At 68.2% G+C, this 15,970-nt stretch carries 13 protein-coding genes; 12 read left to right on the top strand and 1 reads right to left on the bottom strand.

Annotation, left to right across the window (positions count from 1 at the left end):
* The first annotated feature begins 18 nt into the window (after positions 1 to 18).
* Genes IXW21_RS07180 through IXW21_RS07145 form a run of 8 tightly spaced genes read left to right on the top strand, consistent with a single transcriptional unit; the run spans position 19 to position 10,617 of the window.
* Positions 19 to 1,689, top strand: a complete 1,671-nt coding sequence (locus tag IXW21_RS07180; RefSeq protein ID WP_323742185.1) for an ABC transporter substrate-binding protein — start codon at positions 19 to 21, stop codon at positions 1,687 to 1,689.
* Positions 1,689 to 2,669, top strand: a complete 981-nt coding sequence (locus tag IXW21_RS07175; protein ID WP_194763584.1) for an ABC transporter permease — start codon at positions 1,689 to 1,691, stop codon at positions 2,667 to 2,669. The genes IXW21_RS07180 and IXW21_RS07175 overlap by 1 nt, the downstream gene beginning before the upstream one ends.
* Positions 2,666 to 3,580, top strand: a complete 915-nt coding sequence (locus IXW21_RS07170) for an ABC transporter permease (protein WP_194763583.1) — start codon at positions 2,666 to 2,668, stop codon at positions 3,578 to 3,580. The genes IXW21_RS07175 and IXW21_RS07170 overlap by 4 nt, the downstream gene beginning before the upstream one ends.
* Positions 3,577 to 5,304, top strand: coding sequence for an ABC transporter ATP-binding protein (locus IXW21_RS07165; protein ID WP_194763582.1), 1,728 nt, complete (start codon positions 3,577 to 3,579; stop codon positions 5,302 to 5,304). The genes IXW21_RS07170 and IXW21_RS07165 overlap by 4 nt, the downstream gene beginning before the upstream one ends.
* 33 nt (positions 5,305 to 5,337) lie before the next feature.
* Positions 5,338 to 6,507: a glycoside hydrolase family 1 protein gene (locus IXW21_RS07160; RefSeq protein WP_194763581.1), complete on the top strand. Its 1,170-nt coding sequence runs from the start codon at positions 5,338 to 5,340 to the stop codon at positions 6,505 to 6,507.
* 43 nt (positions 6,508 to 6,550) lie between these two features.
* Positions 6,551 to 8,092, top strand: a complete 1,542-nt coding sequence (locus IXW21_RS07155; protein WP_194763580.1) for a molybdopterin-dependent oxidoreductase — start codon at positions 6,551 to 6,553, stop codon at positions 8,090 to 8,092.
* A 38-nt stretch (positions 8,093 to 8,130) separates the two neighbouring features.
* Positions 8,131 to 9,708, top strand: a complete 1,578-nt coding sequence (metG, locus tag IXW21_RS07150) for a methionine--tRNA ligase (RefSeq protein WP_194763579.1) — start codon at positions 8,131 to 8,133, stop codon at positions 9,706 to 9,708.
* Positions 9,709 to 9,711: 3 nt separating this feature from the next.
* The gene (locus IXW21_RS07145) at positions 9,712 to 10,617 is read left to right on the top strand and encodes a TatD family hydrolase (protein ID WP_194763578.1); all 906 of its coding nucleotides are present in this window, start codon (positions 9,712 to 9,714) and stop codon (positions 10,615 to 10,617) included.
* On the opposite strand, the gene IXW21_RS07140 is transcribed toward IXW21_RS07145, so the two are convergent.
* Positions 10,596 to 11,855 (bottom strand): MFS transporter, encoded by a 1,260-nt coding sequence (locus tag IXW21_RS07140; protein ID WP_194763577.1) that lies wholly within the window; start codon positions 11,853 to 11,855, stop codon positions 10,596 to 10,598. The genes IXW21_RS07145 and IXW21_RS07140 overlap by 22 nt on opposite strands.
* Positions 11,856 to 11,910: 55 nt before the next feature.
* On the opposite strand from IXW21_RS07140, the gene rsmA reads away from it, so the two are divergent.
* The 4 genes from rsmA to IXW21_RS07120 all read left to right on the top strand — a co-directional run bounded on the left by rsmA (position 11,911) and on the right by IXW21_RS07120 (position 15,906).
* Complete coding sequence (gene rsmA, locus IXW21_RS07135; protein ID WP_194763576.1) at positions 11,911 to 12,780, top strand: 16S rRNA (adenine(1518)-N(6)/adenine(1519)-N(6))-dimethyltransferase RsmA; 870 nt, start codon at positions 11,911 to 11,913, stop codon at positions 12,778 to 12,780.
* Positions 12,781 to 12,789: 9 nt separating this feature from the next.
* On the top strand, positions 12,790 to 13,857 hold the full coding sequence (gene mgrA / locus IXW21_RS07130) for an L-glyceraldehyde 3-phosphate reductase (RefSeq protein ID WP_194763575.1): 1,068 nt from the start codon (positions 12,790 to 12,792) through the stop codon (positions 13,855 to 13,857).
* Positions 13,858 to 13,870: 13 nt separating this feature from the next.
* Positions 13,871 to 14,803, top strand: a complete 933-nt coding sequence (locus tag IXW21_RS07125; protein WP_194763574.1) for a 4-(cytidine 5'-diphospho)-2-C-methyl-D-erythritol kinase — start codon at positions 13,871 to 13,873, stop codon at positions 14,801 to 14,803.
* A gap of 89 nt (positions 14,804 to 14,892) precedes the next feature.
* On the top strand, positions 14,893 to 15,906 hold the full coding sequence (locus tag IXW21_RS07120; RefSeq protein ID WP_194763573.1) for a LacI family DNA-binding transcriptional regulator: 1,014 nt from the start codon (positions 14,893 to 14,895) through the stop codon (positions 15,904 to 15,906).
* Positions 15,907 to 15,970 lie beyond the last annotated feature (64 nt).

The raw sequence follows: 15,970 nt of genomic DNA, 5'->3' as shown, positions 1-15,970 counted from the left end.
ACGACATGAGGTGGCAGTGTGGCGAAGACGCACATGCTCCGACGCTGGCGGAGAGCCGCGATCGTGGGACTGGCGGCAGCAGCCGTCGTACTCAGCGGTTGCAGCATCCAGATCAGCTCGCAGCCCGATCCATCGATCGGCGACGACACGATGCTCATCAACGCGGACAAGGGCAATCCCTTCTTCACGCGGAACTTCAACCCGTATCTCACCAACACGCGCACGGCGTCGCGGTGGATCTACGAGCCGCTGATCCTGGTGAACCCGCTCGACGGAACGCTCAACCCGTGGCTGGCGACCGAGTGGTCGCAGCCCGACGCGCGAACCGTCGTGATGACGATCCGCGACGGCGTCGAGTGGAGTGACGGCGAGCCGATGACGCCCGACGACGTGGCGTTCACGTTCCAGCTGCTGAAGGACAACCCGTCGCTCGACATCAAGGGCGCGTGGCAGCACCTCGAGACCGTCGAGGTCGAGGGCGACGACGTCATCATGCATCTGCAGACGGATGACGCGCCGTCGCTGCCGATCCTCGGTCAGACCATGATCGTGCCCGAGCACCTCTGGTCCGATGTGAAAGACCCGGGCACCTACCGCAACGAGGAGCCGGTCGGCACCGGACCGTTCGTGCTCGGCAACTACAACGACCAGCAGTACTCGGTCGACAAGAACCCCGACTACTGGCAGGCCGACAAGATCGAGATCGAGCACATCATCCTGCCGTCGACGAACTCGCAGCTCGACACCGTCACGCGCGGCTACGACTGGGCGTACTCGTTCATCTCCGATGTCGAGGGCACCTGGGGTGCGGCCAGCGAGCACAACGCCTGGTGGTTCCCGCCGGGAGGCGTGATCGCGCTGATGCCGAACCTCGAGGTGGCGCCGTTCGACGACGTGAATGTGCGTCGCGGCATCGCGCTCGCCCTCGATCGCGAGGAGATCGCAGAGACGGCGTCGGAGGGCTATATGCAGCCCGCCGGGCAGACCGGACTCATCCTGCCCAACCAGGAGGAGTACCTCGACCCCAGCATCCCCGATGCGGGCATGATCACGCAGGACGCGGATGCCGCGCTCGCGGCGTTCGCCGAGGCGGGGTACACGCTGCAGGGCGACCGTCTCGTGGGCGCCGACGGCGAGCAGCTCGAGTTCGCGCTGACCACCGCCAACGGCTACTCCGACTGGACCCGCGCCGCGCAGACCGTGCAGCGCCAGCTCGCCGAGGTCGGTGTCAAGGTGAGTCTCAAGCTGCCGCAGCCCGCCGGCTACCAGAACGCCATCAGCAACGGCGACTTCGAGATGGCCGTCGGCGGCATGGGCAACGGCGACGTCTACCAGGCGTACAACAACCTGCTCTCGAGCGAGTTCTACGTGCCCTCCGGGTCGGGCGAACCCACCGCCAACAACTTCCAGCGCTATCGCTCGGATGAGGCGGATGCTCTGCTCGCCGAGTATCGCGAGACGGTCGATCCCGCCCGCCAGACCGAGATCGTGAACGAGCTGCAGGGCATCGTCTACGACGAGCTGCCCGTGATCGGGCTGTACTACGGCGGCATCTGGGGTCTGTTCAACGACTCCAAGTTCACCGGCTGGCCCACAGAGGACGACCCCTACATGATTCCGCAGAACTACGACTCGGCTCCGCTGGGCATCTTCACCCGGCTCGAGCGTGTGAAGGGGGATGACGACTGATGAAGTACGTCCTCCAGAAGCTCGGCCTCTTCGTGCTCACGCTGTGGGCGGCGGTCACGCTGAACTTCTTCCTCCCGCGGCTCATGCCGGGCTCGCCCGCCGACGCCGCGATCGCGAAGCTGGCGCAGAACGGCCCGGTGTCCGATGCGACCCGCGCCGCGATCGAGGCCCAGCTGGGTGTGCCGACCGGTTCGATCTGGGACCAGTACGTCGCCTACCTCGGTCAGGTCGTGCGCCTCGACTTCGGCGTCTCGTACACGTTCTACCCGCAGACCGTGTCGAGCATGGTCTCCACCGCGCTGCCGTACACGATCGGCCTGGTCGGCATCGTCACGATCCTCGCGTTCGTGATCGGCACGCTGATCGGCGTCGCCGCGGCCTGGCGTCGCGGCACCTGGCTCGACTCGCTGCCGACGCTGACCGGATCGTTCCTCAGCACCTTCCCGTACTTCTGGACCGCGCTGCTGCTGCTGTTCTTCTTCGGGTACGTGCTGCACTGGTTCCCGACCACCGGCGCGTACGCGGCCACCACCACACCGGCGTTCACGTGGGACTTCATCGTCGACCTTGTGCAGCACGCGGTGCTGCCGGCCGTGACGATCCTGCTGACATCGCTCGGCGGATGGATCATCGGCATGCGCAACGCCATGATCAACACCCTGGGTGAGGACTACGTGACGTTCGCCGAGGCGAACGGTCTGCACGGCCGGACGATCGCCGTGCGCTACGCCGCCCGCAATGCGATCCTGCCGAACCTCACCGGCTTCGGGCTCACGCTCGGCGGCGTGGTCGGCGGATCCATCCTCGTGGAGCAGGTGTTCGGGTACCCGGGCATCGGCTATCTGCTCTTCAACGCCGTGATCGGGCAGGACTACCCGCTCATGCAGGCGCTCTTCCTGATGATCACCGTCAGCGTGCTCATCGCCAACTTCCTCGTCGACATCCTGTACGGCGTGCTGGATCCAAGGACCCGCCGATGACCTCCACCATGAATGTCAAGGTTCCCTCCGACCGGATCGCGGCTCCCAGCCCGTGGCGCTCGTTCGCCCGGATGGTGGGAACCCTCTGGTCCAACGGCAAGGCCCGACTGGGCCTCATCATCCTCGGTCTGTTCGTGCTGGTGGCGGTGTTCGCTCCGCTGCTCGCGCCCTACGGCCCCAAGGACAACTCGTTCGAGCGCAACGCCGACGCGTCGGCCGCACACTGGCTCGGCACCACCGCCGCCGGAGAAGACGTCCTGAGCCAGCTGATCTACGGCTCGCAGATCAGCCTGCTGGTCGGAATGGCGGCCGGCATCCTGTCGACGATCGTCGCCGTGCTGATCGGACTCAGCTGGGGATACATGCGCGGCTTCCTGGGCGAGGTGGTCGGCTTCATCGTCAACCTCTTCCTCGTGATCCCCGGGCTGCCGCTCATGATCGTGATCGCCGCCTACCTGCAGAACGGCGGCATCCTGATGATCATCGCGGTGATCGTCGTCACCGGATGGGCGTGGGGTGCGCGCGTGCTGCGCAGCCAGACCCAGTCGCTCCGCGGCAACGACTTCGTCACCTCGGCGCAGTTCTCGGGCGACAGCCGGGCGCGCATCGTGTTCCGCGAGATCCTGCCGAACATGACCTCGATCATCGCGGGCACCCTCTTCGGGGCGGCGACCGCGGCGATCCTCGCCGAGGCGGGTCTCGAGTTCCTCGGGCTCGGCGACTCCAGCATCGTCAGCTGGGGCACCATGCTCTACTGGGCGCAGAACTCCAACTCGCTGCTCACCGGGCAGTGGCTGCTCCTGTTCGCCCCGGGTCTCTGCATCGCGCTGCTCGCGCTGAGCCTGACACTGATCAACTTCGGCGTGGACGGCATCTCCAATCCGCGCCTGCGTGAAGGGAAGGGCCGATGAGCGCCATGGAAGCGAACACCCCCGCACCGAACGACGTGCTTCTCGACGTCCAGGGGCTGTCCGTCGAGTACGCCTCGCCGGGAACGACGCCGGTCACGGCCGTCGACAGCGTCTCGTTCACGCTGCGTCGCGGCGAGTTCGTCGGTCTCGTCGGCGAGTCCGGGTCAGGCAAGTCGACGCTCGGCTTCGCGCTGACGCGGCTGCAGAAGCCGCCGGCACGGATCAGCGGCGGACGTATCCTCTTCGACGGCCGCGACATCCGCGAGCTGAACGCCGAGGAGCTGCGCCGTCAGCGCCAGGGCGGGTTCGCGATGGTGCTGCAGTCCGGCATGAACGCGCTGAACCCCGTCCGCACGATCGGCAACCACTTCCGCGATATCTTCGCCGCGCACGGCCACGTGCCGCGCGACGACCGCGATGCCAGGGCACGCGAGCTGATCGGCAAGGTCGGTCTCGACCCCGCCGTGCTGGCCCGGTACCCGAGCGAGCTCTCGGGCGGCATGCGTCAACGCACCTCGATCGCACTCGCTCTGTCGCTCGAGCCGCAGCTGATGGTGTTCGACGAGCCGACCACGGCGCTCGACGTGCTGGTGCAGCACGCGGTCATGGACACGATCAAGGACCTGCAGCGCTCCGAGCACTTCACCGCGATCCTCATCAGCCACGATCTGGGCATCGTGCTCGAGGCGACCGACCGGGTCATGGTGATGCACGAGGGGCGGATCGTCGAAGACGCGCCGAGCCTCGACATCCTGCACCGGCCGCAGGACGAGTACACCCGGATGCTGCTCAGCCACTACGCCGACCCCCGGGCCGAGTCGATCTCGATCCCCGGCTTCGTCGACCTCGGCACGAGGCGTCGGGAGGGGCGGTCGCGCACCGAGCTGACCGAGACCCTGCCCACCGTGTCGCAGCGCGACACGCGCCGAGCGGATGCCGCGATCGTGGTCGAGGGCGTCTCGAAGCGCTACCCGGCCCCGCGCCGCGGCGAGGAGCCGGTGGTCGCGGTCGACGACGTGTCGTTCCGTCTCGAGCCCGGAGAGGCACTCGCGCTCGTGGGCGCCTCGGGTTCCGGCAAGTCGACCCTCGCGAAGCTGATCACCGGAGTCGAGAAGCCGACCGAGGGCACCGTGCGGTTCGGCGAGCTCGACGTGGCGTCGCTGCGCCGCACGGGACTGCGCGATCTCCACAAGGACGTGCAGATGGTGTTCCAGGACCCGTATGCGGCGCTGAACCCGCTGCACACGGTGGAGTACGCCCTCAGTCGCCCGATCCGCAACTACACGAAGCTCCGCGGCGAGGAGGCGAGGGCCCGCGTGCTCGAGCTTCTCGAAACTGTGGGCCTGACGCCGGTCGAGCAGTTCGCGGCCAAGCTGCCGCATCAGCTCTCGGGTGGACAGCGCCAGCGCGTGGTCATCGCCCGGGCGCTCGCCAGCGATCCGCAGGTGCTGATCGCCGACGAGCCCGTGTCGATGCTCGACGTGTCGCTGCGAGCGGGTGTGCTCGCGCTGCTCGAGGACCTGCGCGAGAGGTGGGGCATCAGCATGCTCTACATCACGCACGATCTGCTCAGCGCGCGTCTGGTGACCGAGAACATCCTCGTGCTCAACAGCGGACGCGTCGTCGAGCGCGGCGAGACCTCCCAGGTGCTGCAGCATCCCGAAGACCCGTACACCGTGCAGCTGCTCGACGCCGTGCCCAATCCGGCACGCGCCGAGCGCTGACCGAAGACCCATCGCAAGACGAAAGGAGCACTCGTGCTCACATTCCCTGACGGCTTTCTCTGGGGCGCTGCGACCGCAGCCCATCAGGTGGAGGGGAACAACACGACCAGCAACTGGTGGGCCATGGAGCATGCTCCGGGATCGCCGATGGTCGAGCCCTCGGGCGACGCGGCCGACCACTTCCACCGCTACCCGGAGGACATGCGGCTGCTGGCGGATGCCGGTCTGAACTCGTACCGCTTCTCGATGGAGTGGGCGCGGATCGAGCCCGAGCGCGGCTTCGTCTCGCGGGCGATGCTCGATCACTACCGCCGCATGATCGACACGGCTCGCGAGAACGGGCTCGACCCGACGGTGACGCTGATGCACTTCACGGTGCCGCAGTGGTTCCAGAAGGACGGGTTCTGGCGCGCGGATGACGCGGTCGATCTGTTCTCGCGCTATGTCGAGACGGTGCTGCCGATCCTCGAGGGCGTGAAATACGTCTGCACGATCAACGAGCCGAACATCGCGGCGATGCTCGCCGGGGGAGAGGACGCGGCGAACCTCGTCGCCTTCGGTCTGCCGAACCCCGATCTCGCGGTCGCCGACACGCTGCTCGACGCGCATCACCGCGCCTCCGAGATCCTGCACTCCGTCTCGGGTGTGCAGGCCGGATGGACGATCGCGACGCAGGCGTTCCACTCCACGGGTGAGCCCGGTGCCGACGAGATGGTCGCCACCTACGGCGACCCGCGCGACCACTGGTACCTCGACCAGTCGGCCGGCGACGACTTCGTCGGCGTGCAGGCGTACACGCGCACCTTCATCGGCCCTGAGGGTCCCCGCCCGGTCTCCGACAATGTCGAGACCACGCTCACGGGGTGGGAGTTCTTCCCCGACGCGCTCGAGATGGGCGTGCGCAGCGCGTGGGAGCGCAGCGGTGGAGTCCCGGTGCTCGTGACGGAGAACGGCATCGCGACCTCCGACGACACGCGGCGCATCGCCTACACTCAGGGTGCGCTCGAAGGACTGCACCGCGCGATCTCCGACGGCATCGAGGTCAAGGCGTACCAGCACTGGAGCGCGCTCGACAACTACGAATGGGCCAGCGGATTCCGGCCGACGTTCGGTCTCATCGGCTTCGACCACCAGACGTTCGAGCGCTTCCCGAAGCCCTCGCTCGCCTGGCTCGGCGAGGTCGCACGACGCAACGGACTCTGAGACGGGCGGCCCCGGCACAGGATGCCGGGGCTACCCTCGGAGAATGACGCAAGCGAGCCGCGAGAGACGCGGTGACAGGCTCCGATCGGCGGCCGCCGGGCTGAGCGCGGCGGTCGTCGCTGTCGGTCTGGCAGAGCTCGTCGCTGCGATCGTCGAGCCGAGCGCGAGTCCGTTCGCCGTGATCGGCAGCGGCCTGATCGACCTCGCCCCGAGCTGGGCGAAGGATGCCGCGATCGCGCTGTTCGGCACCGGCGACAAGATCGCGCTGATCACCGGCATCGCTCTGGTGCTCGCGGGCGTCGCGGCGCTCGCCGGCATTCTGGAGTCACGCCGCGCGGGCGTGGGGTCGACGATCCTCGCCGCCCTCGGTGTGCTCGCCCTGGTGGCCGCGATGATCCGTCCGGGGGCAGGCCCGTTCGCCTGGCTCCCCGGTCTCGTCGCCGGAGTCGCCGCGGTGGTCGCCCTGAGGCTGCTCATGCGCGTGGTGCACCCCGTGCCGTATCTTCGCGCCGAGCATGAAGAGCGCCGGCGATTCCTGCTGTGGACCGTCGGCGTGGCGGCGACCGGGGCCGTCGCGCTCGTGATCGGAAACGCCGCCCGCGGGGTGACCCGCTCGATCGAGGCGGTACGCGCGACGCTGCGACTGCCGACGGCTGCGATCACCGCACCGGCCGTCCCCGCGGCCGCCGAGCTCGACATCTCGGGTCTCGCCCCCGTCGTCACCCCGAACACCGACTTCTACCGCATCGACACCGCGCTCATCGTGCCGCGCATCGACCCGGGCGACTGGTCTCTGCGCATCCACGGCATGGTCGATCGCGAGGTCGTGATCAGCTGGGACGAGTTGCTGAGGTTCCCGATGCAGGAGTCGCACGTCACCCTCGCGTGCGTGTCGAACCAGGTGGGCGGCGACCTGATCGGCAACGCTCTGTGGCTCGGTCACCCGGTGCGCGAGCTCCTCGCCAGGGCCGGTGTCGACCCGGATGCCGATATGGTGCTGTCGAGATCGTCCGACGGATTCACGGCCTCGACCCCGATCGAGGCGCTCACCGACGACCGCGACGCGTTGCTCGCCGTCGGGATGAACGGGGATCCCCTGCCGATCGAGCACGGCTTCCCGGTGCGCATGGTCGTGCCCGGCCTCTACGGCTATGTCTCGGCGACCAAGTGGGTGACCGATCTCGAGGTCACCCGCTTCGATCGCGCCACCGCCTACTGGACCGACCGCGGATGGTCGGAGCGCGGGCCCGTCAAGCTGCAGTCGCGCATCGACGTGCCGCGCCGCGGGGCCCGGATCGAGCCGGGGCAGGGCGTCATCGCCGGTATGGCGTGGCAGCAGCACGTGGGCATCGCGGGCGTCGAGGTGCGGATCGACGAGGGCCCGTGGCGTCGCGCCGAGCTCGCGACCGCGATCTCGGCCGACACCTGGGTGCAGTGGCGCCTCGACTGGCCGGCCGAGAGCGGCGCGCACACGATCGAGTGCCGCGCCCTGAGCGTCGACGGCGAGACCCAGACCTCAGAGCCGGCAGACGTCGTGCCCGACGGCGCACAGGGGTGGCACCGCATCGAGGTATCGGTCGCCTGAGCGTAACGACGCCCGGTATCCCGCCTAGAATCGATCCCATGCCCGCAGGCGAATCCTTCTATATCACCACGCCCATCTACTACCCCTCCGATGTGCCCCACATCGGTCACGGGTACACCTCGGTGGCGGTCGACGCGCTCGCGCGCTGGCACCGTCAGGGCGGCGATGACACGTGGATGCTGACGGGCACCGACGAGCACGGCCAGAAGATGCTCCGTGCCGCCGCAGCGAACGGCGTCACCCCGCAGGAGTGGGTCGACAAGCTCGTCACCGAGTCGTGGTTCCCCCTGCTGAAGACCCTCGACGTCGCGAACGACGACTTCATCCGCACCACGCAGGAGCGTCACGAGACGAACGCGCAGAAGTTCTGGCAGACGATCTACGACCGCGGCTACATCTACGCGGGCGAGTACGAGGCGCTGTACTGCGTCGGCTGTGAGGAGTTCAAGCCCGAGTCCGAGATCGTCGACGGCACCGGTCCCTTCGAGGGACTCAAGGTCTGCGCGATCCACTCCAAGCCTCTCGAGCTGTTGCACGAGAAGAACTACTTCTTCAAACTCAGCGAGTTCCAGGACCGCCTGCTCGAGTTGTACAAGAGCGAGCCCGATTTCATCCGACCGGAGTCCGCGCGCAACGAGGTAGTCTCCTTCGTGCGTCAGGGGCTGAAGGATCTGTCTATCTCGCGCTCATCGTTCGACTGGGGAATCCCCATCCCATGGGACACGTCGCACGTCCTGTACGTCTGGATCGACGCGCTGCTCAACTACGTCACGGGCGTCGGCTACGGCGCGGACGAGGAGGCCTTCGACCGCCGGTGGCCCGCCTACCACGTGGTCGGCAAAGACATCCTGCGCTTCCACGCCGTGATCTGGCCCGCGATGCTGATGGCCGCGGGCGTCGACGTGCCCAAGGGCGTGTTCGCGCACGGCTGGCTGCTGGTGGGCGGCGAGAAGATGTCGAAGTCGAAGCTCACCGGCATCGCGCCGACCGAGATCACCGACGTCTTCGGATCCGACGCCTACCGCTTCTACTTCCTCTCGGCGATCGCCTTCGGCCAGGACGGCTCGTTCTCGTGGGAGGATCTCTCGGCGCGCTACCAGGCAGAGCTCGCGAACGGCTTCGGCAACCTGGCCTCGCGCACCACCGCCATGATCGAGAAGTACTTCGAGGGCGTCGTGCCGGCGCCGGCCGACTATCTCGAACAGGATCTGGTGATCCAGCGTCTCGTCGCACGGGCGACGACCGATGCGGATGCCGCGGTCGAGCACTTCCGCATCGACGAGGCCATCCGCGCGATCTGGACCATCGTCGACGCGCTCAACGGGTACATCACCGAGAACGAGCCGTGGGCGCTGGCCCGCGACGACGAGCAGCGCGAGCGCCTCGGCACCGTGCTGTACACGTGCGCCGAGGGCCTGCGCGCGCTCGCCGTGCTGCTCTCGCCGGTGATGCCGCAGTCGACCGAGAAGCTCTGGGTCGCGCTCGGCGCCGCCGAGAGCCTGGGGCGTCTGCAGGACCAGCCGATCCGCGAGGCGGGTGCCTGGGGCGTGCTGCGCCCAGGAACGAGCGTCAACGGTCTCTCGCCGCTGTTCCCGCGGGTGGAGTCGGCCGCCTGAGCCATGACGGAGTCCACGCCTGAGACGTACGTGCAGCGACGTGACGGCGAGGGGCGCAAGGACCTGCGGTACCCCGCGGCTCCCGAGCCCCTCGCGGTTCCGGTCTACGACAACCACGCGCACCTCGAGATCATCGACGGCGATGAGCCGCTGTCTCTGACCGAGCAGCTCGACCGCGCCGAGGCCGTGGGCGTCGCGGGGGTCGTGCAGGCGTCGGGCGACATCGAGTCGTCGCGGTGGGCGGTCGAGGCCGCGGCATCCGATCGCCGTGTGCTCGCGGCCGTCGCGATCCACCCGAACGATGCCCCGGCGTATGCCGAGGCCGGTCGTCTCGGTGGCATCGGTCTCGACGAGGCCATCGCCGTGATCGACGAGCTCGCCGCACATCCGCGCACGCGAGCGATCGGCGAGACCGGTCTCGACTTCTTCCGCACCGAGCCCGAGCGTCGCACGCCGCAGTTCGAGTCGTTCGAGGCGCACATCTCGCTCGCCAAGAAGCACGGCATCGCGATGCAGATCCACGATCGCGATGCGCACGACGCGGTGCTCGAGACGCTGACCCGTGTCGGAGCTCCCGAGACGACGGTGTTCCACTGCTTCTCGGGCGACGACGCGATGGCGCGCGCCTGCGCGGATGCCGGCTACCACCTGTCATTCGCGGGCAACGTCACCTTCAAGAACGCGCAGAACCTGCGGGATGCCCTGAAGGTCACACCGCTCGATCGCATCCTCGTCGAGACCGATGCGCCGTTCCTCACGCCGACACCCCTGCGCGGCCGACCGAATGCGCCGTACCTGGTGCCGATCACGGTGCGGTTCATGGCGGCGGAACTCGGCATCGAGGTCGATGAGCTGTCGGCGCAGCTCGCCGCGAACACCCTGCGGGTCTACGGCTCGTTCAGCGACTGATCCGCAGGTGCGGCACTGACGATCTGCGAGATCGGCTTCCACACCAGCAGCAGCGTGAGTGCGGCTCCGACGAACGCGAACCACCAGGGAGCCGTCAGGCCCCAGACCTGCGCGATGACTCCGCCCAGAGCCTGCCCGATCACCATGCCGCCGAACACGCCGACCATGTTCACCGAGGCGACTCGGCCCTGCAGTTCTGCCGGCACCAGGCGTTGGCGCACGGTCGTCGAGATCGTGCCCCACACGAACGCGTAGGCGCCGAACACGAACATGATCACGAGCGCGACCCACCCGGTGCTCGTGAGCGCGAAGGCCAGGTGCATCAGCACCTCGAGCGACAGCACGACTCGCATGAGTGTCGCGAACGACACGTGCCGTTCGAGCCACCCGAAGCTCAGCGTCGCGAGGATCCCGCCCACTGCGGAGGCGGTCGTGAGGGCGCCGTAGCCGACGGCGCCCATGTTCAGATGCTCGGTGGCGTAGAGGACGAGCACGCCCCAGGGGGCCGCCCACGTCACGTTGAAGACCAGGATGATCAGCACCAGCATCCGCACCGGGGGGTTCTGCCAGAGCCAGCGGAGACCCTCGGCGATGTCGGTGTGCACGTGTGATCTCTCGCTCGCACCGTTCGAACGAGGGGGCACGGGCGTCCGCGCCATCCGTGAGATCAGCACCACTGCGAGCAGGACGCAGAGCACCTCGACCAGGAACGGCCAGGCGGTGCCCGCGGCGAAGAGGAATGCGCCGAGCGGTGGACCCGCGAACTGGTTCGCGACGAGGTAGCCGGCCTGCAGCCGGGCGTTGCCGATGCCGAGGTCGGTCGGCTTCACGAGCATCGGCAGCAGCGTGCTGCCCGCGGTGTCGACGAAGACCTCGGCGGTGCCGTAGAGGAAGGCGACCGCGAGCACGATCCAGATGTTCGCGGTTCCCGTGAGCAGGAACACGCAGAGAGCCGCGAGCACGACCGCTCGCGCTCCGTTCGCGACCATCACGAGTCGGCGCCGGTCGAAGCGATCGGCGATCGCCCCCGCGTGCAGGCCGAACAGCAGCCAGGGCAGGAACTGCAGGATGGCCCCGGCGGCCACGAGGATCGGCGACGACGTCATCGACGCGATGAGCAGGGGAGCGGCGGCGAGAGCGACACCGTCACCGACGTTGCTCGTCCACGATGACGCGAGCAGCCAGCGGAAATCCCTGCCCATGCGCCGTGGTGCGATCAGTTCACCGAGGGAGGGCATCACAGAAGACTACTGGCCGGTTCGGACACCGGCGGGGGTGAGGGACAATGGAGCAATGACAGTCACCCTGCTCGGCGCCACAGAGATCCGCCGGCTCGCCGCCGAGCTCGACGTCACTCCGACCAAGAAGCTCGGTCAGAACTTCGTCGTCGACGCGAACACGGTCCGCAAGATCGTGCAGGCCGCCCGTGTGCAGCCGGGGGAGCGGGTCGTCGAGGTGGGCCCGGGGCTCGGGTCGCTGACCCTTGCGATCCTCGAGGCGGGAGCATCCGTCACCGCCGTCGAGATCGATCACCGACTCGCCGCACGTCTGTCGCAGACCGTGGTCGAGCACGGCGTCCCCGCCGAAAAGCTGACGGTGGTGGATGCCGATGCGCTGCGCATCACCGAGCTGCCCGGCGAGCCGACCGTGCTGGTTGCCAACCTGCCCTACAACGTCTCGGTGCCGGTGCTGCTGCACTTCCTCGAGAGCTTCTCGTACCTGAAGCGCGGCGTCGTGATGGTGCAGGCCGAAGTGGCCGAGCGCCTGGCCGCGAAGCCCGGCTCGAAGATCTACGGATCGCCGAGCGTCAAGGCGGCCTGGTACGGCGAGTGGAAGCTCTCCGGCACGGTGTCGCGCCAGGTCTTCTGGCCTGTGCCGAACGTCGACAGCCTGCTCGTCGGCTTCGATCGGGCGGAGGGAGAGCGCGGTTCGGAGGAGGAACGACGACGCACCTTCCAGATCGTCGATGCCGCGTTCAATCAGCGACGCAAGATGCTGCGGCAGGCCCTGTCGGGACTCTTCGGCAGCTCCGCGGCGGCATCCGACATCCTGATCGCCGCGGGGGTCGCTCCGACCGCTCGCGGTGAGGACCTCACGGTCGAGGACTATCACCGTATTGCGCAGCACGTCGCTCGGATCGAAGACGCTGTCGTCACCGACTAATCTGGCACCGTGACCGAAACCCCCCGCTTCCGTCCGAACGTCCCTGAGCTGCACCGACCGTATGCAGCCGATGAGAGCCGGTACCAGCAGTTCGCGTATCGTCAGGTCGGCTCGTCGGGGCTCTACCTGCCGCCGATCTCGCTCGGCCTGTGGTGGAACTTCGGCGACAACATCCCGCTCGACAATCAGCGTGAGCTTCTGCGTCACGCGTTCGACCGGGGCATCACGCACTTCGATCTGGCCAACAACTACGGCCCGCCCTACGGCTCCGCCGAGAAGAACTTCGGGCGCATCTTCGCAGAGGACTTCCGCCCCTACCGCGACGAACTCATCATCTCGTCGAAGGCGGGGTGGGACATGTGGCCCGGGCCCTACGGCGACTACGCGAGCCGCAAGTACATCCTGGCGAGCGCAGAGCAGTCGCTCACGCGCATGGGACTCGACTACGTCGACATCTTCTACTCGCACCGCGTCGACCCCGTGACGCCCATCGCCGAGACGGTCGCCGCTCTCGACACGCTCGTGCGTCAGGGCAAGGCCCTCTATGTCGGCATCTCGTCGTACAGCGCCGAGCGCACGGCCGAGGCGCTCGCGGTCGCGAAGGATCTCGGCACGCCGCTCGTGATCCACCAGCCCGCGTACTCGATCCTCAACCGCTGGGTCGAAGACGGACTCACCGACACGCTCGAGCAGTCAGGCGTCGGCGCGATCGCCTTCACGCCGCTCGCGCAGGGCCTGCTGACCGACAAGTACCTCGGCGACGGCACGGCTGACCGCGCACAGAAGCGCGGATCCCTGCCGGATGCTCCGCTCTCCGATGACGCCGTGCAGACGCTCCGCGCGCTGAACGACATCGCGAAAGAGCGGGGACAGTCGCTCGCGCAGCTCGCGCTGCAGTGGACGCTGCGCAACCCGGTCGTCGCCTCGGCTCTGGTCGGCGCCTCGCGGCCCGCGCAGCTCGACGAGAACATCGCCGCGCTGAACGGTCCGGTGTTCACCGACCAGGAGCTCGCGCGCATCGACGAACTCTCAGGATCGATCGACGTCGATCTCTGGGCCTCGTCCACGGAGCTCTGACAGGAACCGCATCATGAGCTTCGCCGCCTCGCCCCCCGCCGTGCACGTGCGCGCGCCGGGCAAGATCAACCTCTACCTCGGTGTGGGCGGGCGGCACGACGACGGCTATCACGCTCTCGCGACGGTCTTCCAGGCCGTCTCGTTGTACGAGGACGTGATCGCTCGGCACGCCGACGACTTCTCGATCACGGTCTCGGGGGTCGACGACCCCGACTCGGTGCCGCTGGACGACCGCAATCTCGCGATGCGTGCGGCGAAGCTGCTCGCCGCGGCTGCGGAGTATGAGGGCGGCGTCGCTCTGGAGATCCGCAAGAGCGTGCCGGTCGCCGGAGGCATGGGCGGCGGTTCGGCGGATGCGGCCGCGGCGCTCGTCGCCTGCGACGCGCTGTGGGGCACCGGATTCTCGACCGCGCGTCTGCACGAGCTCGCGGCGCGTCTCGGTGCCGACGTGCCGTTCGCACTGCACGGCGGAACCGCGGTCGGCACCGGGCGGGGCGACCAGCTCAACCCGGCCCTGGCGCGCGGACGCTTCGACTGGGTCCTCGTCACGAGCGACGCGGGACTCTCGACGCCGGTGGTCTACGGCAGGCTCGACGCGCTCCGCGAAGAGCACGGCGCACTCGCCGACGACCCGCCCCTCTCACTCGACGTGCCCATCCCGGTGTTGCAGGCTCTGCGCTCCGGCGACCCCGAGCTGCTCTCCGAGAGCATCTACAACGATCTCCAGGAGGCGGCGCTGCACGAGCGTCCCGATCTGGAGACGACCATCCTGCGCGGCATCCATGCCGGTGCGCTGCAGGGCATCGTGTCCGGGTCCGGGCCGACGATCGCCCTTCTGTGCGGCAGCCCCGAGAGCGCGCAGCACGTGCAGAACGAGCTGCGCGAGCACGGGTTCGATCCGCTGCACGTGCACGGCCCGGTGCCCGGCGCGCGCATCATCGGCTGACGCCGACCAGGCGTCCGGGGTGCGTTCGGCGTGCCGTGCGTACATAATGAGATGACGATGTGACCGTGCACATGCAAGGAGGCGATGCAATGTCCACCGCCTCCGAACGCGCGCGCGTGCCGAGCATCCGCGATGTCGCGCGGCTCGCGGGAGTCTCGCATCAGACCGTCTCGCGGGTGCTCAACGATCATCCGAGCATCCGCCCCGAGACCAAGGCGAAGGTGCTCGACGCGATCTCCGTGCTCGACTACCGGCCGAACCTCGCGGCGAGGGCGCTCGTCACGAGCAGGTCGAACATGCTGGGCATCCTGTCGGCCACCGTGGGGGAGTTCGGTCCGACATCCTCGATCGTCGGCATCGAGGATGCCGCACGCGAGGAGGGGTACTCGGTCTCGACGCTGAACCTGTCCGCGACCTCGCCCGAGGCGATCGGCAGCGCCCTGCGGCAGCTGGCGCGCGAGCAGGTCGACGGCATCGTGGTGCTGGCGCCCCAGGTGCGGGTCTTCCATGTGCTGAAGGGCATGGCGGTCGACATCCCGTTCGTGTCGCTGCAGACCGCATCCGGGTCCGACGGGGTGAGTCTCTCGGCCGATCAGGTGCTCGGTGCCCGCACGGCCACCGAGCATCTGATCGGTCTCGGCCACAGCGACATCCTCCACATCGCCGGCCCGCAGGACTGGGTCGAGGCGGAGTCGAGGATGCGCGGGTATCTCGACGCGCTGCGTGAAGCCGATCTGCCCACGTTCCCGCCCATCCGCGGCGACTGGACGGCGGACTTCGGCTACTTCGCCGGGCAGGAGCTGTCGCGCAGGCGCGACTTCACCGCCGTGTTCGTCGCCAACGACCAGATGGCGATCGGTCTGCTGCACGGCTTCCGCGATGCCGGCATCCGCGTACCCGAAGACGTGAGCGTCGTGGGGTTCGACGACATCCCCGTCGCGGCGCACGTGGCACCGACGCTGAGCACGGTGCATCAGGACTTCCCTGAACTCGGACGCCGGGCGGTGCGGATCCTGCTCGCGGAGATCAGGGGCGAGCAGGCGCCGGTGTTCGGGCCTCTGCAGACGACCCTGCGCACCAGGGAATCGTCGGCCCTTCGATAAGGCCACATTTTCGTCAGTGGTCTTGACACCGCTTCGGCGAGCGTAGACTATGTAATCCAATGTG

The organism is Microbacterium sp. UFMG61, from assembly GCF_015354505.1.
GTDB lineage: Bacteria > Actinomycetota > Actinomycetes > Actinomycetales > Microbacteriaceae > Microbacterium.
The sequence above is the reverse complement of the archived record's forward strand: the minus strand, read 5'-3'. Positions and strand labels throughout refer to the sequence as shown.

Bases quoted from the DNA above. Each gene is read 5' to 3' on its own strand.
- rsmA (WP_194763576.1), top strand. From the start codon at position 11,911: ATGACAGTCACCCTGCTCGGCGCCACAGAGATCCGCCGGCTCGCCGCC.
- IXW21_RS07140 (WP_194763577.1), bottom strand. From the start codon at position 11,855: ATGCCCTCCCTCGGTGAACTGATCGCACCACGGCGCATGGGCAGGGAT.
- IXW21_RS07170 (WP_194763583.1), top strand. From the start codon at position 2,666: ATGACCTCCACCATGAATGTCAAGGTTCCCTCCGACCGGATCGCGGCT.
- IXW21_RS07165 (WP_194763582.1), top strand. From the start codon at position 3,577: ATGAGCGCCATGGAAGCGAACACCCCCGCACCGAACGACGTGCTTCTC.
- IXW21_RS07175 (WP_194763584.1), top strand. From the start codon at position 1,689: ATGAAGTACGTCCTCCAGAAGCTCGGCCTCTTCGTGCTCACGCTGTGG.
- IXW21_RS07145 (WP_194763578.1), top strand. From the start codon at position 9,712: ATGACGGAGTCCACGCCTGAGACGTACGTGCAGCGACGTGACGGCGAG.
- IXW21_RS07155 (WP_194763580.1), top strand. From the start codon at position 6,551: ATGACGCAAGCGAGCCGCGAGAGACGCGGTGACAGGCTCCGATCGGCG.
- IXW21_RS07125 (WP_194763574.1), top strand. From the start codon at position 13,871: ATGAGCTTCGCCGCCTCGCCCCCCGCCGTGCACGTGCGCGCGCCGGGC.
- metG (WP_194763579.1), top strand. From the start codon at position 8,131: ATGCCCGCAGGCGAATCCTTCTATATCACCACGCCCATCTACTACCCC.
- IXW21_RS07120 (WP_194763573.1), top strand. From the start codon at position 14,893: ATGTCCACCGCCTCCGAACGCGCGCGCGTGCCGAGCATCCGCGATGTC.